The organism is Tardiphaga robiniae, from assembly GCF_013359755.1.
Lineage (GTDB): Bacteria > Pseudomonadota > Alphaproteobacteria > Rhizobiales > Xanthobacteraceae > Tardiphaga > Tardiphaga robiniae.
In genome coordinates this window covers 204,703-228,427 of sequence record NZ_JABMCJ010000085.1, presented here as the reverse complement: position 1 = coordinate 228,427, position 23,725 = coordinate 204,703, and the positions used below count along the sequence as shown (strand labels likewise).

The following is a 23,725-nucleotide window of genomic DNA, read 5'->3' as shown; positions in this document are numbered from 1 at the left end:
ATACACTTCGCCACGCCTGCTCAATTTATCGCCGAGAATAATTCCAGCCTGCCCAAAGCCGGGGCAAAACACTTCAAGCCTCAAGCTATCCGCAGAAAACCTGCGCGATTGCTTGAGGCTTTTTTGCGTCCAAGATGGCACGCAGCTTGCGTATGTGCGGTACCCAGGAAACCGCATCATGCCACCGAAACAAGTTCAACTCACCGTCCAGAACATCAGCAAGTCGTTTGCCGGCAAGGGCGGCGACGTCAATGTGCTCGACGATCTCTCTTTCACCATCAACGAACGCGATTTCGTCAGCATTATTGGTCCCAGCGGCTGCGGCAAGACGACCATCTTCAACATCATCGCCGGCCTGCTGGAGCCCGATGGCGGCACTATCACCTATCGCGGCAAGGAAATCGAAAGCCTGCGCGGCCGCGTCGGCTACATGATGCAGAAAGACCTGCTGTTTCCGTGGCGCACAGTGATGGGCAATGTGCTGCTCGGGCTGGAGACCCGCGGCGTCGACCAGAAGGAGGCCGAGGAGAAAGCGCGCGAGTATCTCAAGCAGTTCGGCCTCGCCGGCTTCGAGAACGCCTATCCCAAGACCCTGTCCGGTGGCATGCGCCAGCGCGTGGCGCTGATCCGCACGCTGATCATGGATCCCGACATCCTGCTGCTCGACGAGCCGTTCTCGGCGTTGGATTATCAGACGAGGCTGTATCTCGAAGGCGTGTTGAAGGATGCCGTACAGACCTACAACAAGACTGTCATCCTTGTGACTCACGACATCGACGAGGCTGTCGCACTGTCGAAGCGCGTCGTGGTGCTCTCCGGCCGCCCGGCACGGGTGAAGGTCGTGCATGAGATCGACATCGAGGCAACCTCACCCATCACCGCGCGCAACGACGTGAAATTCTCGACCTATTTCAAGACGCTTTGCGCCGAACTCGATATCCAGACGGAGACAACGTCATGAGCCTCGTGATGTCCGGCACATCCGCGCGCAAGAAGACCGCACCGCGCAATTCCCGCAAGAAGCGATCGACCTTCGACACCACGCTCGGCCGCGCCGTGCTGCAATTGCTCGCCGTCGCAGTGTTCTTCGCGCTATGGGAGGCCGGCGTGCATGCCGGCTATATCTCGGCATTTTTGATGGGCTCGCCATCTGGCATCTTCGCCACGTTCTACAAACTGATCCTGAGCGGCGAACTGCTGTCGGATTCCTGGTACACGCTGTTCGAGGCCATTTTGGGCTTCATCATCGGCACCATCTTCGGATCGCTGTTCGGTCTGGCGCTGTGGTATTCGGTGTTCGTCGCGAAGCTGGTCGAGCCCTTCATCGTTGCCATCAATTCCGTGCCGAAGATCGCGCTCGCGCCCATCGTGGTGCTGTGGTTCGGCACCGGCCTGATATCGAAGGTCGCACTCGCCGTTTCACTCACTGCATTGGTAGCGCTGATCGCCGCTTATCAGGCGGCTAAGGATGCCGACGTCGATCTGCAGTCGCTGATGATCTCCATGGGTGCCGACAAGCATCAGGTGTTCTGGAAGGCTGTGGTGCCATCCACACTGCCGTCGATCATCGCCACCTTCCGCATCAATATCGGTTTCGGCCTGGTTGGCGCCGTTGTCGGCGAATTCATCTCGTCGCAGCGCGGCCTCGGCCACATGATCTTCCTCGCCTCCAGCCTGTATGACCTAAATTCGGTCTGGGTTGGGCTATTCACGCTGATGATCCTCGGCTTCGTGCTCTATTACGTCATCGACATCATCGAGCGCACTTCGCTGCCGTGGAAGCAGGCGACCACCTCGCATCAGGTCCAGGTTTAATCCCCCCTTTCCACCATAACGGAGACGTTCTATGTCATTGTTGAAGCGTATCACCGGCGCGGTCGCGCTGGCTGGAGTCTTGCTCGCCACGCCAGCGATGGCGCAGAACAAGAAGGTGGTGTTGTCGCAGGCCTTCCAGTCGATGCTGTATTTGCCGCTCTATGTCGCCATCAATGAAGGCTTCTTCACCGCGCAGGGCCTCGACCTCACCAAGGAAACCGCAGGCTCGCCCACGGTCGCACTCTCGGCAGTGATCTCCGGCAGCGCGCAGTTCTCGATCCACGGGCCGGAATGGACAGCCATTGCGGCCTCCAAGGGCGCGCCGGTCGGCATCATCGCCAACGTCGTTAACGGCGCCGCGGTGTGGATCGCCACCGCGCCGGATTTCAAATTCACTGACGTCAAGAGCCTGAAGGGCCAGAAGGTGGTCGTTGGCACCATGCCGACCACCAGCACCTCGCTGTTCCTGAAGCTACTGAAAGAGAACGGCATGGACGGCAAGACCGATGTGGAGATGATCCCCGTCGCGATCGGCAGCGAACCGGGTCCGTTCCTCGCCAAGCAGGCTGACGTCGCCGTGATGTATGAACCCGGCCTCGATCAGGTTGTCGCCAAGGGAATGAAGGTGGTCTACGGCTTCCCGAAGAGCTACGGCGCCTATGCATTTTCGTCGGTGACCGCACGCAACGACGTCAATCCGGATCTGGCGCAGCGCGTCACCAACGGTATGGAAATGGCGATGCGCTTCATGAAGAAAGATCCTGCCAAGACCGTGGCCATTGCGCAGAAGGAATTTCCAACGCTGGATCCGGCCGTGATTGAATCCGCCGTCAAGCGTATGCTGGCCGACGGCGTCTATCCGGACAGCGTCGATATTTCTGCACCCTCGCTGAAGATCTCCATGGACACCCAGATCGCGCTCGGCAATCTCGCGGCCCAGCCCGACTATGACAAGTTTGTCGTGAAGAAATATATCGAGCCCGCACTGGCGATGAAGTAATATCGAAGGCGCGCAGCCTCGCGGTTGCGCGCCTCTCTCGATCCCAGAAGAAACGTTCAGGACGACACGACATGACGAATGCAACCGCGCGCACTGCAACATCTGGCGCGGGGGTTCTGGACCTGCTGCGGCTGTTCAAGGGCAACACATCTGCGGCAGATCACTACGCATCGGAGCGGCTCGCACAGGCCAAGGCTGCCGAGCCCATACTGAAGGCCTTTGAGGTCCTCCCCACCGACACTGTGCGCAAGCCAGGGCCGCTCTCCGGCATTCCCGTCGCCGTCAAGGATATCATCGCCACCACCGACATGCCGACCACCAATGGCTCGGCCGTCTATGCCGATCACGTGCCGTCGGCCGATGCATGGGTCGTCGAACGTCTGCGCAATCTCGGCGCCACCATCTTCGGAAAGACCGTCTCCACCGAATTCGCCTGGCGCCATCCCGGCCCGACCACCAATCCATGGAACAGCAAGCACACACCGGGTGGCTCGTCCTCCGGCTCGGCAGCCTCCGTCGCTGCCGGCATCGTGCCCCTGGCGCTGGGCACGCAGACGCTGGGCTCCATCGTCCGCCCCGCCGCCTTCAATGGCGTCGTCGGCTTCAAGCCGAGCTTCGGCGCTATCCCCCGCAGCGGCGCGCACCACCTCAGCCAGTCGCTCGACCACATCGGCTTCTTCGCGCGCAAGGTCGATGACGTCGCCTATGCGCTTTCACTGATCGCAGGCACCAGCGACAGCGATCCGCATGGCGCGCCGGTGCCGGGTTTCGAAATCTCCGTCGAGCGCGGTGTACCGCCGCTGCCGTCACCACGTCTCGCAGTGGTGCGCTTTGCCAAATTCGCCAAGGCCGAGAGCGAACAGCAACAGGTGTTCGAGGCCTCTGTCGCGCGACTGCGCAGCGCCGGCGCGTCGATCGAGGAACTTGAACTGCCCGAACTGGATCGCAGCAACTGGGACGCGATCAACATCATTCTGGCCGCCGAAGGGGCGGTGATCTTTGGCGATCTCGTCGCACGCTACCCTGACAAGACCAGCGATCACCTGAAGAAACTGGTGGAAACCGGCAGCGCCATCAGCGCGGCAGCCTATCTCAAGGCCAAGGCGTTGCAGATGAAGCTGCGAGCGGATTTCACCGCGCAGATGACGAATTACGATGCGGTGCTGACGCTGCCGGCCTATGGCGAAGCACCGGAAGGGCTGAGCTATACCGGCGATGCCGAATATTGCGCGCCATGGACCCTGATCGGCGTGCCCGCGCTGTCGCTGCCGGCCGGGTTCGGCAAGAACCATCTGCCACTCGGCCTGCAGGTGGTCGGCCCCTATCTGAACGATCTGCGCACGCTGCGCGTAGCGAAGTGGATCGAGAGTGCGCTGGCGTTCTCGCCGGGATTGCCCGAGATCAAATAGCAAAGGGCCCTCGTCCAATCTCGGGCGAGGGCCTCAGCTTGATGTTTACTTCTTCACCGCCCCATCGGGATGCGTAGGATCGACCCACAACACCGTCTCCGGCTTCTCCACCGGCTCGATATCGATATTGATAGCGACCGCCTCGCCGTCGCTGCGCACCAGCACGCATTCCAGCACTTCGTCGGCACTCGCATTGATTTCCTGATGCGGCACGTAAGGCGGAACGAAGATGAAATCGCCAGGACCGGCCTCCGCGGTAAACTGCAGGCGATCGCCCCAGCGCATCCGAGCCTTACCCTTTACCACATAGATGACGCTTTCGAGATGGCCGTGATGATGCGCACCGGTCTTGGCATCCGGCTGGATCGACACGGTGCCGGCCCAAAGTTTCTGCGCGCCGACGCGCGCGAAATTGATAGCCGCCGCACGGTCCATGCCTTTGGTCGATGGCACGTTGGTATCGAGATTGTCGGCGGGAATGACGCGAATGCCGTCGTGCTTCCAGCGATCTGGATCATGGTCGTGAGAATGATCATGCGCGTGATCGTGCGGATGAGTGTGATCGTGGCCGTGACCGGACATTTCAATGCCTTCTTGGGTTCCGAAGAAATGCTGCCACCGCATGCGGCATCACGCCCCCGAGAGTGAGGAACATTCAATTGAGCTGGCAATTGTCTCTGCGAAGCTCAAGCAGCGCGTATCGAGAATGGTCTCGGAACTGCGTCTGCTACATGACAGGAGTATCCCATGGGTGCCACCGCAGACAAGATCAAGGGAACCGCAAACGAAGCCATCGGCAAGGCCAAGCAGGGCATCGGTGAAGCGACCGGCTCTGACCGCCTGCAGGGCGAAGGCCTGATCCAGGAAGGCAAGGGCCACGCGCAGAAGGCCGTCGGCGATGCCAAGCAGGCTGCCAAGGACGCCGCCGACAAGGCGTCGGATTTTGCGAACCGCAAACTTTAACCAATTCCAACCGGCGGAGTTTTGACTCCTCCGTCGGTCGCAGGTGACGCTGCAAAAGAAGCCGGTCCCGTAAGGGGCCGGCTTCTTTTGCTGTCCGTCAGCTCGTTATGCCAACCCGCCGGAATGACATAGGTCAATACCAGCGCAGGGGAGCATCCGGCCCAAAGCCCTGATAGCAACGATTTCGGCCAGTTCCCGGACTTCCCCCTCGCGGGTCCGGCTGGTAAACCCCCGCCATGTTCAAGGTCGCCGCCCTCTATCAATTCGCCGCGCTGCCGGATTTCCGGCAATTGCGCGAGCCGCTGCGCGCCTATTGCGTCAATCTCGGCATCAAAGGCTCGATCCTGCTCGCCGAGGAAGGCATCAACGGCACCGTGGCCGGGACAGACGCGGCCATCGATGCGCTGGTGCACGAACTTGAGACCGGCGTGATGTTCAGCGGCCGACTGAACCATCTGGAGTTGAAATTCTCCCGCGCCAGCCTGATGCCGTTCCTGCACATGAAGGTGCGGTTGAAAAAGGAGATCGTCACCCTCGGCGATCCCCAGACGGATCCGACCAAGACGGTTGGCACCTATGTGGACGCCGCCGACTGGAACGATCTCATAGCCGACGAGAACACGCTGGTGCTCGATACGCGCAACGCGTTCGAAGTGGCGATGGGCACGTTCGAGGGGGCGGTCGATCCGGAGATCGCAAGCTTCGGCCAGTTCAAGGATTTCGTGGCGCGTACGCTGGATCCCGCCAAGCACACGAAAATCGCGATGTTCTGCACCGGGGGCATCCGCTGCGAGAAGGCGAGTTCTTATCTGCTCTCGCGCGGTTTCGCCGACGTCTATCATCTCAAGGGCGGCATCCTGAAATATCTCGAGGAGATCCCCGAGGCCGAGAGCCGCTGGCGCGGAGAATGTTTCGTGTTCGACCAGCGCGTCGCGCTCGGTCATGGCCTTGTCGAGAGCCAGTCGGTCAAGCCTGACTTGCCGATCAATTCGGAAGATTTTGCGATGCTGCGGGAGAGCGCATCCGATGAGTGAGACCGCAAAAGACCTGACAGGCTTGCGCGAACGTATCGACGCACTCGAAACTCGCGTCGCCTATCAGGACGACACGATCGAGACGCTGAATACGACGATCACCGCCCAGTGGAAACAGATCGACATGCTGACGCGGCAGGTTGCCACGCTCGGCGAGCGGCTGCAGGAGGCCGAAAGCAATAGCGGTGCGCCGCGGAATGAACCTCCACCGCATTATTGAAGATTATTGGTAGTCAAGTGCAGTGGCCGCGGAGTCCCTCCCCCGCTCTTGCGTGGGGAGGGTGGCCGGCCGCCAGGCCGGTCGGGTGGGGGTCGCGCCACATACAGAGCTACGCTTGTTGCACCCCACCCGTCACATCGATCGCTTCGCTCTCGATGCACCCCCTCCCCACTGCGCGCGGCTACGCCGCGCTTGAGGGAGGGAAAGCGGCGCGCTACGCCGACAAATCCGCCGCCAGCTTGCGGTCTCGCAACTCGCGCTTCAGCACCTTGCCGATGGCGCTGCGCGGCAACACATCGACCAGCACGACATCGTTGAGTCGCTGGAACTTGCCGACACGCTCATTCGTCCAAGCCTTCAGTCCCGGCGCATCGACCGAGGCACCCGCCTTCATCACCACGAAGGCGACCGGTGTCTCACCCCACTCTTCCGACGGCATGGCCACAACAGCGGCTTCGAGCACGTCGTCGTGTTTCGTCAGCACGGCTTCGAGATCGCTCGGATAGATGTTGAAACCGCCGGAAATGATCATGTCCTTCTTGCGGTCCATCAGCTGCAGAAAGCCGTCTTCGTCAAAGCGCCCGACATCGCCGGTGCGGACATAGCGCTTTCCGGAAGCGTCGTGCCAGAACGTCTCGGCGGTCTTGCCGGGCTGGTTGAGATAGCCCTGCATGATGACGGGCGAATGCCCGACCACTTCGCCAATTTCGCCTTGGGCAACGAAATTGCCGTCCTCGTCAATCAGGCGGATCTCATGATCTGGCGCTGGCTGGCCGACGGTGTGCAACTTGGTCGGATGTTCATGCGCCAGCAGCACGCAGGTGCCGCCGCCTTCGGTCATCCCGTAATATTCGGTCAGCCCGCCAGGCCAGCGTTTCAACACGTCGGCCTTCAGCGCGCCGCCGAATGGCGCCGAGGTCGAGAATTTCATCAGGAAAGACTTTAGATCGAAGCTGTCGAAATCCGGCACGGACATGATGCGGCGATACTGCACCGGCACCAGCATCGCATGGGTCGCCCGATGTCTGGCGCTGAGTTCAAGGAAGCCGCGCGCATCAAACTTCTTCATCAGCACCAGGGTGCCGCCACCGGCGAGTGTCGGATTGAAACAGACCAACGTGGTGTTGGAATAGAGCGGCGTCGACAGCACGGTGACCGCATCCGGCCCGTAGCCGAGCGGATCGAGCTGACCATATTGCCGCCAGCGCATCAAGCAAGTGTGGATGATGCCCTTCGGCGTACCAGTCGTGCCCGAAGAATAGATAATGTTGAAGACCCATTCCGGATCGATCGCCACCGGCGTGGGCTTCACGCCTTCCGGCGCCAGCCATTGCGCGAACGGCTTTCCGGCCTTGCCGCCGTCAAGCGCAATGCGCTGGACCGACGGATCGATCGCAGCATCCGCAAAGGAGGCCGCCGTCGCGTCATCCATGAACAGGATTTTTGCCGCTGCATCCTTCACCATTGCGGCGAAATCCGTGGGTGTCGATGACGGCGCCAGCGGAGCGACCGCCACACCGACGCGCAACGCACCAAGAAACACCGCTGCATATTCGATCGACGACAGCGCACAGATGGAGATCGCGTCGCGCGGCTTGAGGCCACTGGCCTGCAGTGACGCAGCGATACGGTCGATCAGCGCATCGAAGGCGGCGTAATCGATCTGGCGATCGGCATCGATCACGGCGATCTTGGTCGGCTTGGACGCGGCGGTGTCACGGACCAGTGCATCGAGGGTGATGAAGTCGGGCATGTTGTTTCTCCCAGTCTTTTTTGTTCTTTATCAACTATCCACGTCATTGCGAGGAGCGGAGCGACAAAGCAATCCAGAAAGCGACAAGGAAAGACTGGATTGCTTCGTCGCCAAGAGGCTCCTCGCAATGACGGCTGAGGGTAAGGCGGCTACCGATCCAGCTTTTCGCCGTTCAGCCACTTCTTGCCGCTGGCATAAAGCGCCTCCACCGCGTCGCCGCGCAAGCCGGGCATATCAGGCTTGATCTGATAACCGATTTGGCTCTGCAGATAAGCGAGATGGCGATAGCCCTCGGGGAAGCTCGCGAGCAAATCCGCATCGAGCTTCAGCGGCGCGCCGGGCACGACGGGATCCATGCGGTCCTTTTCATAAATCGGCTGGCGCAGCACCATGCCCCATTTGCCGTCGCGCTTTTCGAGAAAGTCGTAGAACCGCCCGGTCAGCATCACGTCGACATTGACGCCGTGCACCAGCGCGCGCTGGGCGATGGTCATCTTGGTCTGCGAAATTGCGCGGGTGCCTGCGAGATCGATCGACTGCGCGCCGAGGAAATGCATGATCGAGACGCCCTTGGCCCAGCCGGCCTTGCTCATGGCGATGAACTCGTCGGCCGTGCCCTGGGTCCAGGTGGCCACCATGCGGCCATCGTCGAACCAGACGGTGCGGAAGCGGTCCCAGTCGCCGGCGTCGCGCCAGACCACCCAGTTTTCAATGAGATCGCGGATGGCAAGGCGGTCGATAATCTCTATATCCATGGAATATCCAATATGCGGGGCAGGCGCCGATGCGCGCGTGTTCCGTAATCATATCCGATCAGGCTTCCGCGAAAAGAGCGTTCATGACAAAGCAGACATCCTCCATGCCCGCGCCGGTTGCGCCGCGTCATCCGCATTCCTTCACGACGCATGGCATCACCGTCAGCGATGATTACGCCTGGCTGAAGGATGCCAAATGGCAGGAGGTACTGCGCGACCCCAGCGTGCTGGAGCCGGAGATCCGCACCTATCTCGACGCCGAGAACGCCTATACCGACAGCCTGCTCGGCGGCACGGCGGCGCTGCAGGCAAGGCTGGTCGCGGAAATGCGTGGCCGCATCAAGGAGGACGATTCCAGCGTGCCGTCGCCGGATGGCCCTTATGCTTATTTGCGGAAATTCCGCGAGGGCGGCCAGCATGAATTATTCGGCCGCATGCCACGGGACGGCGGCGAGGCAACGATCATCCTCGACGGCGACAAGCTGGCCGCCGACCACAAATATTTCAAGTTCGGCGGCGCCCGCCATTCGCCCGACCACGCGCTGGAAGCCTGGAGTGCCGACGTCAAGGGCTCGGAATATTTCACCATCCGCGTGCGTGACTGGGCCACCGGCAACGATCTCGACGACGTGGTCGAGGAGACCGATGGCGGCGTGGTGTGGACGCTCGACTGCAAGTCCTTCTTCTATGTGAAGCTCGACGACAATCATCGTCCGATGCAGATCTGGCTGCACAAGCTCGGCACCAAACAGGCCGACGACAGGCTGATCTTCGAGGAGCAGGATTCCGGCTGGTTCACCCACATCCATGAAAGCGCCAGCGGCCGCTTCTGCGTCATCGCGGGCGGCGATCATGAGACCTCCGAGCAGCAACTGATCGATCTCAACACGCCAAACGCACCCCCGCGCCTCGTCGCAAAGCGTGAAGACGGTGTGCAGTATTCGCTGGCCGATCGCGGCGATGAGCTGTTCATCCTGACCAATGCCGATGGCGCCATCGATTTCAAGATCGTCACCGCACCGCTGGCGGCGCCCGCGCGCGCGAACTGGAAAGACTTGGTCCCCTATCGCGAGGGCATCTATATCCTCGACATGGATCTCACGGCCAATCATCTGGTCCGCCTGGAGCGTGCCAACGCGCTGCCCTCGATCGTGATCCGCGATCTCACCACCAAGGAAGAGCACGCCATCGCTTTCGACGAGGCTGCCTATTCGCTCGACACCATGGGGGGCTACGAATTCGATACGACCACGCTGAGGTTTGCCTATTCGTCGATGACGACGCCATCCGAAGTCTATGACTACGACATGGCGACGCGCGAACGCACCTTGCGGAAGCGTCAGGAGATCCCGTCCGGCCACAACCCCGCTGACTATGTCACCACGCGCATCATGGCCAAGGCCCATGACGGCGCCGAGGTTCCGGTGTCGATCCTGCATCGCAAGGACCTGGCACGGGACGGCAAGGCTTCGCTGCTGCTCTATGGCTATGGTTCCTACGGCATGGCGATGCCTGCGTCGTTCTCCGCCAACCGGCTGTCGCTGGTCGATCGCGGTTTCGTCTATGCCATCGCGCATATCCGCGGCGGCGCCGACAAGGGCTGGGGCTGGTATCTCGACGGCAAGCGCGACAAGAAGACGAACTCGTTCGACGATTTCGCCGCGGCTGCGCGCGCGCTGATCGACGCGAAATACACTTCGGAGAAGCGCATCGTTGGCCATGGCGGCAGCGCCGGCGGCATGCTGATGGGCGCCGTCGCCAATCGCTCCGGCGAGCTATTCTCCGGCATCGTTGCCGAAGTGCCATTCGTCGATGTGCTCAACACCATGCTCGACGACACGCTGCCGCTGACGCCGCCGGAATGGCCCGAATGGGGCAACCCGATCGAGAGCGAAGCGGATTTCAAGACGATCCTGTCCTACTCACCTTACGATCAGGTCGCGGCGAGGAACTATCCGAAAATCCTGGCAATGGGCGGCCTCACCGATCCACGTGTCACCTATTGGGAGCCGGCGAAATGGATCGCACGGCTGCGCGCGACGATGACGGGTGGAGGCCCGGTGCTGTTACGCACCAACATGGGCGCCGGCCATGGCGGCGCGTCCGGGCGTTTCAACCGGCTGGATGAGATCGCGATCGTCTATGCGTTTGCACTGTGGTCGGTGGGGATGGCGGAGGTGTAGTTGCCAACACGCTCCGTCATGGCCGGGCCTGACCCGGCCATCCAACTTCACTGTCGTACATCAAAACATGGATGCCCGGGTCAAGCCCGGGCATGACGTGGAGAGGGCAAAGTGTCGTATCAAACGGCCTAGTGCTCCGGCCGATTGGCCTCGATCAGCGCGCCGGCGCCCTTGTCGAGCAGCTCCAGCCCGACGGCCCGCCCCAGTTCGCGCGGACGATCCGCCGGCCCTATGCGCGTTACCTCAATGAACCGCCCGCCGGCTTCATCCAGCACCGATGCGGTCAGCGACATCTCGTGTCCCGAGATCACCGAATAACCCGCGATCGGCGAATTGCAGTGGCCGTTCAGCACCCAAAGCACCTCGCGCTCGGCATCGCAGGACAGATGTGCCGCAGGGTCGTCGATCAACGACAGATGACGCCGCGAGGCCCAGTCATGCGCCGCGCATTCGACTGCGACGATGCCCTGTCCCACGGCCGGCAACATTTCCTGCGGCGTGAAATCACGTGCGATGCGGCTCGCCAATCCAACACGCTCGAGGCCTGAACGCGCCATGATCAGCGCGTCGGCGGGACCGACCTCGCCACCATCAGGCAGCCGCTGCATCTCGCCATTGTCGAGTTTGCGCACGCGCGTATCGGCAGCACCGCGGAAGTGGATCACCTCGATCTCGGGAAACAGCCGGCGGATATAGGCGGCACGGCGTACGGCATTGGTGCCGATCTTGAAGCCCTTGCCATGCGTGCGCTTGAGATCGTCGAGGCTGACGCCTTCGCGCAGCACCAGCGCATCGGTCGGAGGATCGCGCACCAGCGTTGCACCAATCACGAGGCCTGGCGTGTCCTCGTTGCCCGGCATGTCCTTCAGCGAATGCATCGCCGCATGCAGCGTGCCCTTGAGCACGGCCGCGCGAATCTCCCCGACGAAAGCCCCGCCCTTGCCGCCATGCTTCAGGAGATTGCTGGTCTGGTCGCGGTCGCCGACCGGCTCGAATTTCACGATCTCGACGGCCAGTTCCGGCGCGACCACCGCAAGGCGGCGCGCAATCTCTTCGGTCTGGGCCAGCGCCATGGTGCTTTTGCGCGTGCCGATGCGCATCGATTCAGTCACTCAGGCAAGCTCCATCCGGCGGTCCCGCACAGGGATGGCGGGCATTCGCGCGGACAATAAAGCCAGCGCGCGCCGGAAACAATGCGCGCGCGGCTTTACAATGAGGCCTTTAGGTGCTCGCCGCCTCGGCCGTTACCACCGGCTTCGGCACCACGAGATTGACCAGCATTGCGACCGCGATATTAACGACGAGCGCAATCAGCCCGACATAGACCATCGCCTGGAAGCTGCCGATCGACAGCAAGTGCAGCGGCTTGAGGCCGTCCGTCCACGCCAGATATGTGCCGCCAAACAGGCCGACGACCCAGCCGGCCAGCAAGGCCGGTGCGGTGAACCAGCGGGTGAACAGGCCGAAGATCAAGGCCGGCAGCGTCTGCAGGATCCACAGGCCTCCGAGAAGCTGCAGGTCGAGCGCGAACTGCGTCGGCAGATAGATGATCACCAGCAGCGCACCGACCTTCACCACCAGCGACGCGATCTTTGCCACCGCGGCTTCGCCCGCCGTATCGACCTGCGGATTGACATAGGCCTTCCAGAAATTGCGGGTAAAGAGATTGGCAGCCCCAATGCTCATCACCGCTGCCGGGACCAGCGCGCCGATGGCAATCGCCGCAAAAGCGAAGCCTGCGAACCAGCTCGGAAACAGCGTCTGGAACAGCGCCGGTACCACGTCATTATTGCTGGCGAGCTTCAACTTGGCGGCGTGGCCCATATAGCCGAGCAGCGCCAGCAGGCCGAGCATCAGTGTATAGGCCGGCAACAGTACGGCGTTCTTGCGGATGGTCGTGGCGCTCTTGCTGGCGAAGATACCGGTCAGCGTATGCGGATACATGAAGGCTGCAAGCGCCGAACCCAGTGCCAGGGTGGCATAGGCGACGTACTGGCTGGGCTGCAGCAGGATGCTACCGGAGCCCTTGGCCTTGAATGCCTGATCGGCGGCGTCGAACACTGCGGCATAGCCGCCGAGCTTGCCGGGGATCACTGACACTGCCGCGATGACGGCGATATAGATCATGATGTCCTTGACGAAGGCGATCAATGCCGGCGCGCGCAGGCCCGAAGAGTAGGTGTAGAGCGCGAGCACGACAAAGGCCGCGATCAGCGGCAATTCGCCTTCGAAGCCAAGCGCCTTCACAGCCGTGGCCATACCGATCAGCTGCAGCGCGATATAGGGCATGGTGGCGACGACACCGGTGATGGCGACTGCTGCTTCCAGCATGCGTGAACCATAGCGGCCATGCACAACGTCGGCGGCAGTGACATAGCCGTTGTCCTTGGCGACCTGCCACAGCCTCGGCATCACCATGAACACGATGGGATAGACCAGGATCGTGTAAGGCAGCGCGAAGAAGCCGTAAGCACCGACCGAATAGACCAGTGCCGGCACGGCAATCACCGTATAGGCGGTATAGAAATCGCCGCTGACCAGAAACCAGGTTATCCAGGTGCCGAACTGGCGGCCACCAAGGCCCCATTCGTCGAGACTGGCCAGCGTTTTCGGGCGGCGCCACTTCGAGGCGACGAAGCCCATCACGGTGACGAGCGCGAAGAAGAACAGAAAGACCGCAACGGCGGGAATATCGAGCTCAGTCTTCATTGGGGTAGGTCCGGTAAGCGAGCCAGGTCAGAAAGGCGGTCATCGGCACCCAGGCGAGCTGGTACCAGTAGAAGAACGGAAAGCCGAACAGCACCGGATCATGAAAATTGTAGAACGGGACCCAGAGCAGGCCGACGAAGGGGATCAGCAAAAGCCATAAGAAATGGCGGGCCATGGCGGGGCTCCTCTCGATAGGCGGGCAGCGCCGGATGCCGCGATTATTTTACGCCGCAGAATTTTGCGCTGTGTAGGTGCGACATTCTGTCATGTAAACACGATGCTGCCGCAGGGCTGCCATTCGCGGAGTGGACGCGCCGCAACGACAAACACCCACACATCGCGCCGGGCTTGCGGGACAATGTGTGGGTGTTGAAAGCGAGGTGCCTTGAAGTGGCTCAGCGGCCGCCGAACGTCGTATCGCCGAACAGCGCCTTTTGCGTCGATGGCTGCGAGCGCCAGTATTGCGGCGGCGCCTGTACCTGACCGCCGAGCTGCGCCGCCGCGTGCCACGGCCAGCGCGGGTCGTAGAGAATGCCACGTGCGATGGCGACCAGATCGGCCTTGCCGGAGGCCACGATGTCTTCAGCCTGTTGCACTTCGGTGATCAACCCCACCGCAATCGTCGGCAGTCCCGTCGCCGCTTTCACGGCTTCGGCGAACGGCACCTGATAACCCGGCCCGAGCGCGATCTTCTGCTGCGGCGAGACACCGCCGGACGAAACATCCATCCAGTCGACGCCGCGCTTCTTCAGCTCACTGGCGAAGACGATGGTCTGCTCGATATCCCAGCCGCCCTCGACCCAGTCCGAGGCCGATACGCGGACGCCCACAGGCTTGTGCGCGGGAAAAGCCGCGCGTACCGCGTCGAACACTTCGAGTGGAAACCGGATCCGGTTCTCCAGCGAACCACCATAATTGTCCGTGCGCTGGTTGGAGATCGGTGAAAGAAACTCGTGCAGCAGATAGCCATGTGCACCGTGGATCTCGAGCGCATCGATGCCGAGCCGCTCGGCGCGCTTCGCCGTGGCCACGAAGGCATCGCGGATGCGCTTGAGGCCGGCAACGTCGATCGCCTGCGGCGCCAGTTCGCCGGGTTTCTGCGGAATGGCCGAGGGCGCCTGGGCGACCCAGCCGCCTTTGTCGAGCGGGACCTGCTGGCCGCCATCCCATGGGGCGTGGCTCGACGCCTTACGGCCTGCGTGGGCGATCTGCATGCCAACGGCAATGTTCGAATGCTTGCGGATTGCCGCCAGCACCGGCTTCAACGCGGCTTCGGTCGCGTCATTATAGAGGCCGAGATCGCCGGGTGTGATGCGGCCGATGGCTTCCACGGCGGTCGCTTCGATCACCAGCATTGCGGCGCCCGACAGGGCCATATTGCCGAGATGGATCATGTGCCAGTCGGTCGCCCGGCCATCTTCGGCAGAATACTGGCACATCGGCGCAATGACGATGCGGTTTGGCAGCGTGAGGTCGCGCAGCTTGAAGGGAGAGAACAGGGCACTCATGAAGGTTCCAGGGTGGGAGGACCGAATTGCCATGCGCGGGCGCGCAAGCTTGCCATGCCGACATTGGAATTTGGATGAGAAAACACAAGATGGCATGCCAAAAGCGACCTCAGCATTGTGCAAGGAGGGTAGCTTTCGACAAATCATTCCCGAAGGAGAGGCCCGTTTCCTGGAGAAAGGCGAGCCTGGAAAGCAAAAGGCGCCCCGGTTACCCGGCGCGCCTCTCTATCTCGTTCATTCAGCGCCGTGGCGCTTATGACTTAGTACGGGCAGACCACCCGGCCCCAGCGACGGCTGAAATAGCAGCCCGGCGCCACAAAGCGCGGTCCACCGTAGAAGCCATAGCCGCGACCATAGCCACGACCGCCGCCACGATAGAAGCCGCCACCGCGTCCACGGCCCCAACCGCCGCCGCCACGACCGCGACCACCGCCACGGGCCTCGGCCGAGGTGCTGCTCGTGGTGAGCAACACCGTGGATGCGCCGATCAGACCAACACAGTAGACAGACACAAGCGCCATCGCTGCCAGGCAGCGGGTCACGATATTGTGGCGCGTCGTTTTGGTTTGAGCCATTCTTAGGAACTCCCATTCTGCAGAAGCACGGCTTTAGAATGCTTCCGGCCTCGAATCGTTCAGTGAGCAATTCTTGATTCACACAGGTGCTGAAACCAGAATAGTAATATGGCCATCACAAGGCGTGCACGCACGAACAACTTTACAATAGGGTCAAGCTCGAACGCCGGTCAAGTTGCCGGCAACGCTGTCACTACGAACGAATGCGCACCTTCACGCGGTCACCTCGCTTTTGACCTCCTGCGTTCATCTTCTCTTCATATTGCCTCGCACTATGCTGATCGCTGCACCTCGCAACTGCGAATATGCGGTCAGCCCCACCCGCCGCGTCTGCATTAGCAGCTCGATCCCATCATTCGTCCCTTCCCGCGAATTGTCAGAAGCTGATTCATGTCCAAACCCAGCTACATCCTCGGTCTCAACACCTACGATCACGACGTCAGCGCCTGCCTGCTGCGCAACGGCGCGCTGGCCTATGCGATCGAGAAGGAGCGGATTACCCGCGAGAAACACGCGACGGGGTTCTACAAGGAAGTGATCGACTACGTCCTCGACGCCGAAGGCATCACGCTGGACGACGTCGAGCTGGTGGTGAGCAATTGCTACATCCTGCCGGTTCCGGAGATGGAAGACCGCCTGATCTATCAGAACATGCCGGGCTTCCTGCCCGAATATGAACGGCAGGACGCCAGCGTCCACCCGCTGTTTCGGGCGCGCACCGGCAAGGTCAAAACGATCTCGCATCATCTGGCGCACGCCTATAGCGCGTTTGCCGTCTGCCCCTTCGAGGAGGGCGCGATCATGATCGTCGACGGCGTCGGCAGCTATCGCTCCGACGTTATGGAGACCTATCCGGACGGCGAGCCGGGCTCAAAGCTCGCCCGGGAATCCGAGAGCTACTACACGTTCAAGGGCACGCAGCTCGATTGCCTCAAGAAAGTCTGGATGGAGCCGGACCGCGGCTTCCTCAGCGATGAATTCTACAACATGCCAGGCCTCGGGGCGCTTTATAGCCGGACCTCGACCTATGTGTTCGGCGACTGGAACAAATGCGGCGAGCTGATGGGGCTGGCGCCCTATGGCCGCCGCGACCAGGTCAAGCCGCTGATGGATATCACCGACAATGTCCTCAGCGCGCCGCGCTGGACCCCCGAATACAACCAGCCCTATATCGCCGACAGCGATGGCAAGTGGGACACCCATCCGTCGATGCGGCATTGGGAGGATATCGCCTGGCGAGTCCAAGACGACACCGAGAAGGTGCTGCTCGCCCGCGCGCGCTGGCTGCGCGAGACGACCGGCGCGAAGAACCTCTGCATTGCCGGCGGCGTCGCGCTGAACTGCGTCGCCAATGGCCGCATCGCCCGCGAAGCCGGCTTCGAGAATGTCTGGATCCAGCCCGCCGCCGGCGACAACGGCATCGCGATCGGCTGCGCCTATTACGGCCTGCTGGAGGTACAGAAGCAGCCGCGCTCTTATGTAATGACCCACTCTTACACCGGCCGTGCCTATACAGATCGCGACGTCGAGGCAGCGACCCAGCGCACGCTGGTCAAGGCGCAGACCAGTGCGGTACGCAGCGACAATATCTGCCGCGATACGGCCAGGCTGCTCGCCGACCAGAAAGTGATCGGCTGGTTTCAGGGCCGCTCGGAATACGGCCCCCGCGCGCTCGGCAATCGCAGCATCATCGCCGATCCGCGCCGGCCGGAGATGAAGGACATCCTCAACTCACGCGTGAAGCACCGTCAGCCGTTCCGTCCGTTCGCGCCGATTGTGCTCGCCGAGCGCGCCAGAGAGATTTTCGAAGGCGATCAGGATTCGCCGTTTATGCTGATCGCCGCCCCGGTGCGCCCCGAATGGCGCGAGAAGATTCCGGCCATCGTGCATATCGATGGAACGGCGCGCATCCAGACCGTCACGGAGGATACCAATCCGGTGCTCTATCGGCTGCTGAAGGAATTCGATGCGCTCACCGGCGTGCCGGTATTGCTCAATACCTCGTTCAACGTGAAGGGCGAGCCGATCGTCGAGACTCCGCGCGACGCCATGGCGTGTTTCATCAATACCGGCATCGATCATCTGATCCTCCACGATAGGCTGGTGTCCAAGACATCGGCGCATCGTTTCGTCGCCCCGCTGGTGCGCACCTATATGGACATCGCGGGACTGGTGTCGGCGAGTACGAGATAGAACGCCCAACATCCGTAGGGTGGGCAAAAGCGCAGCGTGCCCACCACCATCATCGAACGCGCTGCGGTGGGCACGGCGCAAAAGCGCCCTCGCCCACCTTACAAGCCATGATCAGGCCGCGCGCACGGCGTTGAGGAACTTGCTGACTTCATCCTTCAGTCGCGTGCTGTCCGAGGACAGTGATTGCGCGGCAGCGAGAACCTGGGTCGAGGCAGATCCAGTCTCTGTTGCACCACGCTGCACATCAACGATGTTCGATGAGACCTGCATCGTGCCCTGTGCCGCCTGCTGAACGTTGCGGGAAATCTCCTGCGTCGCGGCACCCTGCTCTTCCACCGCGGAAGCGATGGTCGAAGCAATCTCGGACATGCGGCCGATGGTGTCGCCAATCTCCTTGATGGCGCCGACCGATTCCTGGGTCGCCGCCTGGATACCGGAGATCTGCGTCGAGATCTCGCCAGTCGCCTTGGCAGTCTGCTCAGCGAGCGCCTTCACCTCGGAGGCGACGACGGCGAAGCCGCGGCCGGCTTCGCCGGCACGCGCCGCTTCGATGGTGGCGTTGAGCGCCAACAGGTTCGTCTGGCCTGCGATGTTGTTGATCAGCTCGACCACATCGCCGATGCGCGACGCAGCGCTGGCGAGCTCGCCGACGCGATCATTGGTCTTGCGTGCCTGATCGACCGCCTGCCCTGCGATCGCAGCCGACTCCTGCACCTGTCGGCTGATCTCGTTGACCGACGAGGCCATTTCTTCGGTTGCCGATGCCACTGACTGCACATTGGCCGATGCCTCTTCGGAGGCTGCAGCAACCGTCGTGGTCAATTCCTGCGAGCGCTCCGCCGTGGCGGTCAGCGTACCTGCCGAGGCTTCCAGTTCGGTCGATGCCGACGACACCGTCTCGACGATCTCACCAATCATCGATTCGAAGTTGCGGGTGATGCTGTCGACGCGGCGACCGCGCTCGATCTTGGCTTCTGCATCGGCCGCCGCGGCTTCATCCGCCGCGCGCTTGTCGATCAGCGCCTGTTTGAATACCTGAAGCGAATCCGCCATCGTACCGATTTCGGTTTTCTCGCCCTGATGCGGAACATTTGCTGTCAGATCTCCTGTGCCAAGCGCCTGCATCGGCAGCACGATCGACGTAATGCCGGCGGAGACATCGCGCACCAGCAAGATAGCCGCACCGATGCCGACAACAATCGCAAACAAGAGCGAACCGATCACCATCTTGATGGCGACCCCAAAGCTGTCCGTCGCCAGTTCTCCGGCTGTCAAAGCTCCCTTGTTGTTGAGCTCGACATCCTTCTGCAGGGCTTCGTCCGCTTTGAAGCCAATCTGGTTGACCTTCACGTTCATATCTCGCGCTTCATCACGAGCGTTCTTGCGCGACAACGCAAGAACCGGCTGCAACGCCGCGATGTATTCGCTCCAGAGCTTGCTGAATTCGCTATACATCGCGCGCTCCTCGGGCGACGAAATCATCGGCTCATAGCTCTTGCGCGCCTTGTCGAGCATCTCGGCGTAACGCACCAGCGTGTCGTCCTGGACCTTCGTATCTGCGGCATCGGTCGCAAGCAGATGTCCACGAACCACCGAACGATAGCTGATCGTTGCAGCGCGGACTTCACCCAGAGCGCGCACGCTCGGCAGCCAGCTCGTGACGATGTCGGATGTCGCTCCGTTGATGGTGTACATCTGCTTGATGGCCAGCGCGCCCATTGCAGACATGGCGAGCAGCAGGAACGAGACGACAAGAGTGATCTTGGTGCGGATGGACAGGCTGGCAAACATAGGTGATGGTCCCTCGGTTTTTGACCGTTGGCGCGCAACTGCACGAATGGCATTTTCTGGGTTTGAAGACACGGCATGCATTGGAGCTGCCGGCCGAGCGTCGATAGCTTTCAACGATCTCGTGATCGAGATTGTCCGGATAAAGTTAAGGAGCGGTGCATCATGACTGCTTCTTGTGCATGACTTCTCGAATGAGTGTAGCGCACACGCATAACAACACTATCGCGTAGGAAAGCCGACGCTCACGCGCCGGCTTTTTACGCTGTACACTTGTGTTCAAGCCCGTCAGGCAGCGCGCACCGAGTTCAAGAACTTGCCCACTTCATTCTTGAGACGTGTGCTGTCCGATGACAGCGACCGCGCGGCCGAAAGCACCTGCGACGACGCAGAGCCGGTCTCGGACGCTCCACGCTGCACGTCAGTGATGTTCGACGAGACCTGCATGGTACCCTGTGCCGCCTGCTGGACGTTACGCGAAATCTCCTGCGTCGCGGCACCCTGCTCTTCCACCGCCGATGCGATGGTCGAGGCAATCTCGGACATCCGGCCGATGGTGTCGCCGATTTCCTTGATGGCGCCGACCGATTCCTGCGTCGCCGCCTGGATACCGGAAATCTGCGTCGAGATCTCGCCAGTCGCCTTGGCAGTCTGCTCAGCGAGGGCCTTCACTTCGGAAGCCACGACCGCGAAACCGCGACCGGCTTCGCCGGCGCGCGCTGCTTCGATGGTTGCGTTGAGCGCCAGCAGATTTGTCTGGCCGGCGATATTGTTGATGAGCTCGACCACATCGCCGATGCGCGCTGCAGCGCTGGCGAGTTCGCTGACGCGATCATTGGTACGCCGCGCCTGGTCGACCGCCTGATTGGCGATGCTCGCCGACTCCTGCACCTGTCGGCTGATCTCGTTGACCGACGAGGCCATTTCTTCAGTGGCCGATGCCACCGACTGGACGTTGGTGGAAGCTTCTTCGGACGCTGCCGCCACTGTGGTGGCGAGGTCCTGGGAACGTTCGGCCGTCGCGGTCAGCGTGCTTGCGGAGGCCTCGAGTTCGGTCGATGCCGACGACACCGTCTCGACGATTTCGCCGATCATCGATTCGAATTCGCGGGTGATGTTGTCAACGCGGCGACCGCGTTCGATCTTGGCTTCGGCGTCGGCGGAGGCAGCTTCATCTGCCGCGCGCTTGTCGATCAGCGCCTGCTTGAACACCTGAAGCGTGTCGGCCATCGCGCCGATCTCGGTCTTCTCGCCCTGATGCGCTACATGCGCCGTCAGATCGCCAGCGCTCAGCGCCTGCATCGGCTGCACGATCGAAGCGATACCCGACGACACGTCCTTGACCAGATAAATGCCGACACCGATGCCGATGACCGCGGTCGCTGCAATGATCGCGATCACCGTCATCAGCGCCGAACCATAGCTGTCATCGGCCTTCTGTCCCGATGCCGCCGCGCCCTTGTCGTTGAATTCGATGGCCTTGCGCAGGGCAAAATCGGCTTTGGATCCGAGCGGGTTGATGACATTCAGATTGAGCTCATGGGCTTCCTGACTGTCTTTGCCGAGATTCTTGCGGTCGAGTGCGAAGACTTCCTGACTGCGTGATACGTAGTTGTCCCACTCCTTGCTCCAGTCGTTGAAGATTGCGCGCTCTTCGGGGCTCGATACCAACTTGTCATAGGCAGTCCGCTCATCGGCGGCCCGCTTGACGATGGTGTCGATACCAGCCTCGGTCTTCTGCATCTGGTCAGCATTGGCTGCCAGGATGTGTGCGCGCACCAGATTGCGGTAATCGATGGTCGTCGCCCGCAGCCCGCCGAGCACACGGACGCTTGGAAGCCAGTTCTTCTGGATGTCCGACGCATTGGCGTTAATTGTCTGCATCTTGCTGACAGCAAGCGCCCCCATCCCCGTCATTGCGATTAACAGAAAAGCGATAACGATAGTGATTTTGGCTTTGATAGAGATGTTCGAGAGCATGGCTGGACGTCCTGTTATCGCTCGATAGAATGATCAGTTCTGATCCCGCATGGCCTAGGCCGCGCGAACAGAGTTGAGGAACCGCGCGACTTCGACCTTTAGCCGCGCGCAGTCCGACGACAGCGACTGTGCTGCCGAAAGAACCTGCGACGAGGCCGACCCGGTCTCGCTGGCGCCGCGCTGCACATCCGTAATGTTGGACGAGACCTGCTGGGTGCCATGCGCGGCTTGCTGCACGTTGCGGGAAATCTCCTGGGTGGCGGCTCCCTGCTCTTCGACGGCCGAAGCAATCGTGGATGAAATTTCCGACATCCGGCCGATGGTGACGCCGATCTCGCGGATGGCACTGACCGATTCGTCCGTGGCGGACTGGATGCTGCCGATCTGCGTGCTGATCTCGCCGGTCGCCTTGGCGGTCTGTTCCGCGAGCGTCTTCACCTCGGCCGCCACCACGGCGAAGCCACGGCCCGCTTCACCGGCGCGGGCGGCTTCGATGGTCGCATTGAGCGCCAGAAGGTTGGTCTGCCCCGCGATGCTATTGATCAGCTCGACCACGTCGCCGATACGGCTGGCCGCCTTGGATAGCTCGCCGACACGGTCGTTGGTCTTCTGGGCCTGCTGTACGGCCTCGCTGGCGATACGCGCAGATTCCTGAACCTGGCGGCTGATCTCGTTTACTGATGACGCCATTTCCTCGGTCGCCGATGCCACGGATTGTACGTTCGTCGAAGCCTCTTCCGAAGCGGCTGCCACCATGGTGGTCAAATGCTGCGAACGCTCGGCAGACGACGTCAGCGTGCCCGCCGACGCTTCGAGTTCGGTCGATGCCGATGACACTGCTTCGACGATCTCGCCGACCGCACCCTCAAAATCGTTCGCCAGCTTGATCATCTCGCGCTTGCGCTGCTCGGCGGCGATCTGCTCCTGCTGCTTTTGAGCGTCGGCTTCGGCGCGGGCGCGCTCCAGTGCCTTGACCTTGAACTTCTCCACGGCGCCAGCGACGTCGCCGATCTCGTCCTTGCGGCCCAAGCCCGGCAACACCACGCCGAAATTGCCCTCGGCGAGTTCTTCCATCGAACGGCTGAGCGCGCGCATCGGACGCCCGATGGTGAACACCGAGAACACGCAGGTTCCGATCAGCATCAGGGCGACCACACCACCGAGAATCAGCGAGTCTCGCTCGGTCGCAGCGGCCTCGTTCGCCGCAGCATTCGTCTGCTGCTCTACCTTCTCCTTAGCCAGATTGACGATCGTATCGGCCAGCTTGTCGAGTTCTGCACTCATGGGTAGCAGCACGTCGGTGCGGAGCTTCACGATCTCCGCACCCAGTGCGGTGATGCGCGCGGAGGCATCCGCAGACAATTCGCCAGCTTCGTTGCGCGTCGCCTGCAGATTCAAGATATCTGTGCGGATTACACCGATCTTGTCGCCGCCCTTACCGAGGGTCGTCATCATGTCGAGGAATTTGCCGATGCGCTCGCGCTCGTCCGGTGCGGTCGCAAGCTTGAGCATCTGAGCCGAAAATTTAAGGCCAGCGGTAGTACGCGCCGTGAAATAGTCGGCGGCCTTCTGGACATCGGCCACTTTCGTTGCCCCGAGGAAGTCACGCACGCCGATCTGCATGCCGCGAAACGAGGCCTTGGCCTCGGCAGCGTTCTGCGCAATGCCCTGATAGACGCCGGCCGTCTGATATGACTGGCGAACGCCTGCGCTTCCCATCGTCTGCATATAGATCATGACACCGAGGAGAATAATGCCGAGCCCGGACGCAATCGCGAGCTTGGTGCCGATGCGCAGATTCTGGATGAAGGCCATGACAGTCCCTAGGAATGAAGCGGCA

General features: G+C 61.5%; 20 protein-coding genes. 9 read left to right on the top strand and 11 right to left on the bottom strand.

The features are described 5' to 3' along the window. The first annotated feature begins 178 nt into the window (after nt 1–178). From HP556_RS16655 to HP556_RS16640, 4 genes are all read left to right on the top strand, one after another. A complete protein-coding gene (locus HP556_RS16655; RefSeq protein WP_175367793.1) occupies nt 179–961 on the top strand; it encodes an ABC transporter ATP-binding protein in 783 nt (260 codons plus the stop codon). Next, entirely contained in the window at nt 958–1,815 is an 858-nt protein-coding gene (locus HP556_RS16650) for an ABC transporter permease (protein ID WP_210269211.1), read from the top strand. The genes HP556_RS16655 and HP556_RS16650 overlap by 4 nt, the downstream gene beginning before the upstream one ends. 31 nt (nt 1,816–1,846) lie before the next feature. Beyond that, nucleotides 1,847–2,815: an ABC transporter substrate-binding protein gene (locus HP556_RS16645; RefSeq protein ID WP_120287165.1), complete on the top strand. Its 969-nt coding sequence runs from the start codon at nt 1,847–1,849 to the stop codon at nt 2,813–2,815. Nucleotides 2,816–2,886: 71 nt separating this feature from the next. Further along, nucleotides 2,887–4,224, top strand: coding sequence for an amidase (locus HP556_RS16640; RefSeq protein ID WP_175367792.1), 1,338 nt, complete (start codon nt 2,887–2,889; stop codon nt 4,222–4,224). 45 nt (nt 4,225–4,269) lie between these two features. Here HP556_RS16640 and HP556_RS16635 read toward each other — a convergent pair whose 3' ends face one another. Next, the gene (locus HP556_RS16635) at nt 4,270–4,806 is read right to left on the bottom strand and encodes a cupin domain-containing protein (protein WP_089266238.1); all 537 of its coding nucleotides are present in this window, start codon (nt 4,804–4,806) and stop codon (nt 4,270–4,272) included. Nucleotides 4,807–4,971: 165 nt separating this feature from the next. Here HP556_RS16635 and HP556_RS16630 point away from each other — a divergent pair, with 165 nt between their 5' ends. The 3 genes from HP556_RS16630 (at nt 4,972) to HP556_RS16620 (ending at nt 6,441) form a co-directional block, all read left to right on the top strand. Beyond that, nucleotides 4,972–5,187, top strand: a complete 216-nt coding sequence (locus HP556_RS16630) for a CsbD family protein (RefSeq protein ID WP_089265843.1) — start codon at nt 4,972–4,974, stop codon at nt 5,185–5,187. A gap of 236 nt (nt 5,188–5,423) precedes the next feature. Next, nucleotides 5,424–6,221, top strand: a complete 798-nt coding sequence (gene trhO, locus HP556_RS16625) for an oxygen-dependent tRNA uridine(34) hydroxylase TrhO (RefSeq protein ID WP_175367791.1) — start codon at nt 5,424–5,426, stop codon at nt 6,219–6,221. Next, entirely contained in the window at nt 6,214–6,441 is a 228-nt protein-coding gene (locus tag HP556_RS16620) for a SlyX family protein (RefSeq protein ID WP_089265841.1), read from the top strand. The genes trhO and HP556_RS16620 overlap by 8 nt, the downstream gene beginning before the upstream one ends. A gap of 214 nt (nt 6,442–6,655) precedes the next feature. Here the strand turns inward: HP556_RS16620 and HP556_RS16615 are convergent, their stop codons facing one another. Further along, nucleotides 6,656–8,194, bottom strand: coding sequence for a class I adenylate-forming enzyme family protein (locus HP556_RS16615; RefSeq protein ID WP_175367790.1), 1,539 nt, complete (start codon nt 8,192–8,194; stop codon nt 6,656–6,658). A gap of 149 nt (nt 8,195–8,343) precedes the next feature. Then, nucleotides 8,344–8,949, bottom strand: a complete 606-nt coding sequence (locus tag HP556_RS16610) for a nuclear transport factor 2 family protein (RefSeq protein ID WP_175367789.1) — start codon at nt 8,947–8,949, stop codon at nt 8,344–8,346. Between the two features lie 83 nt (nt 8,950–9,032). Here HP556_RS16610 and HP556_RS16605 point away from each other — a divergent pair, with 83 nt between their 5' ends. Further along, nucleotides 9,033–11,132, top strand: coding sequence for a S9 family peptidase (locus tag HP556_RS16605; RefSeq protein WP_175367788.1), 2,100 nt, complete (start codon nt 9,033–9,035; stop codon nt 11,130–11,132). Nucleotides 11,133–11,260: 128 nt separating this feature from the next. Here the strand turns inward: HP556_RS16605 and hemC are convergent, their stop codons facing one another. From hemC to HP556_RS16580, 5 genes are all read right to left on the bottom strand, one after another. Beyond that, a complete protein-coding gene (gene hemC, locus HP556_RS16600; RefSeq protein WP_175367787.1) occupies nt 11,261–12,244 on the bottom strand; it encodes a hydroxymethylbilane synthase in 984 nt (327 codons plus the stop codon). 109 nt (nt 12,245–12,353) lie between these two features. Next, nucleotides 12,354–13,841: a monocarboxylate uptake permease MctP gene (gene mctP / locus HP556_RS16595; RefSeq protein ID WP_175367786.1), complete on the bottom strand. Its 1,488-nt coding sequence runs from the start codon at nt 13,839–13,841 to the stop codon at nt 12,354–12,356. Continuing rightward, nucleotides 13,831–14,016: a DUF3311 domain-containing protein gene (locus HP556_RS16590; RefSeq protein WP_092145849.1), complete on the bottom strand. Its 186-nt coding sequence runs from the start codon at nt 14,014–14,016 to the stop codon at nt 13,831–13,833. Before HP556_RS16590 ends, mctP begins: the two co-directional genes overlap by 11 nt. Nucleotides 14,017–14,236: 220 nt before the next feature. Continuing rightward, complete coding sequence (locus HP556_RS16585; RefSeq protein ID WP_175367785.1) at nt 14,237–15,349, bottom strand: NADH:flavin oxidoreductase/NADH oxidase; 1,113 nt, start codon at nt 15,347–15,349, stop codon at nt 14,237–14,239. Between the two features lie 260 nt (nt 15,350–15,609). Then, a complete protein-coding gene (locus tag HP556_RS16580) occupies nt 15,610–15,924 on the bottom strand; it encodes a hypothetical protein (RefSeq protein ID WP_089265834.1) in 315 nt (104 codons plus the stop codon). Nucleotides 15,925–16,314: 390 nt separating this feature from the next. Between HP556_RS16580 and HP556_RS16575 the strand changes: the two genes are divergently transcribed. Further along, the gene (locus HP556_RS16575) at nt 16,315–18,117 is read left to right on the top strand and encodes a carbamoyltransferase family protein (protein ID WP_175367784.1); all 1,803 of its coding nucleotides are present in this window, start codon (nt 16,315–16,317) and stop codon (nt 18,115–18,117) included. 111 nt (nt 18,118–18,228) lie between these two features. Here the strand turns inward: HP556_RS16575 and HP556_RS16570 are convergent, their stop codons facing one another. The 3 genes from HP556_RS16570 to HP556_RS16560 all read right to left on the bottom strand — a co-directional run bounded on the left by HP556_RS16570 (nt 18,229) and on the right by HP556_RS16560 (nt 23,700). Beyond that, a complete protein-coding gene (locus HP556_RS16570; RefSeq protein WP_175367783.1) occupies nt 18,229–19,908 on the bottom strand; it encodes a methyl-accepting chemotaxis protein in 1,680 nt (559 codons plus the stop codon). A gap of 285 nt (nt 19,909–20,193) precedes the next feature. Continuing rightward, the gene (locus tag HP556_RS16565; protein ID WP_175367782.1) at nt 20,194–21,885 is read right to left on the bottom strand and encodes a methyl-accepting chemotaxis protein; all 1,692 of its coding nucleotides are present in this window, start codon (nt 21,883–21,885) and stop codon (nt 20,194–20,196) included. Nucleotides 21,886–21,939: 54 nt separating this feature from the next. Continuing rightward, a complete protein-coding gene (locus HP556_RS16560; RefSeq protein WP_175367781.1) occupies nt 21,940–23,700 on the bottom strand; it encodes a methyl-accepting chemotaxis protein in 1,761 nt (586 codons plus the stop codon). Nucleotides 23,701–23,725: the final 25 nt, after the last annotated feature.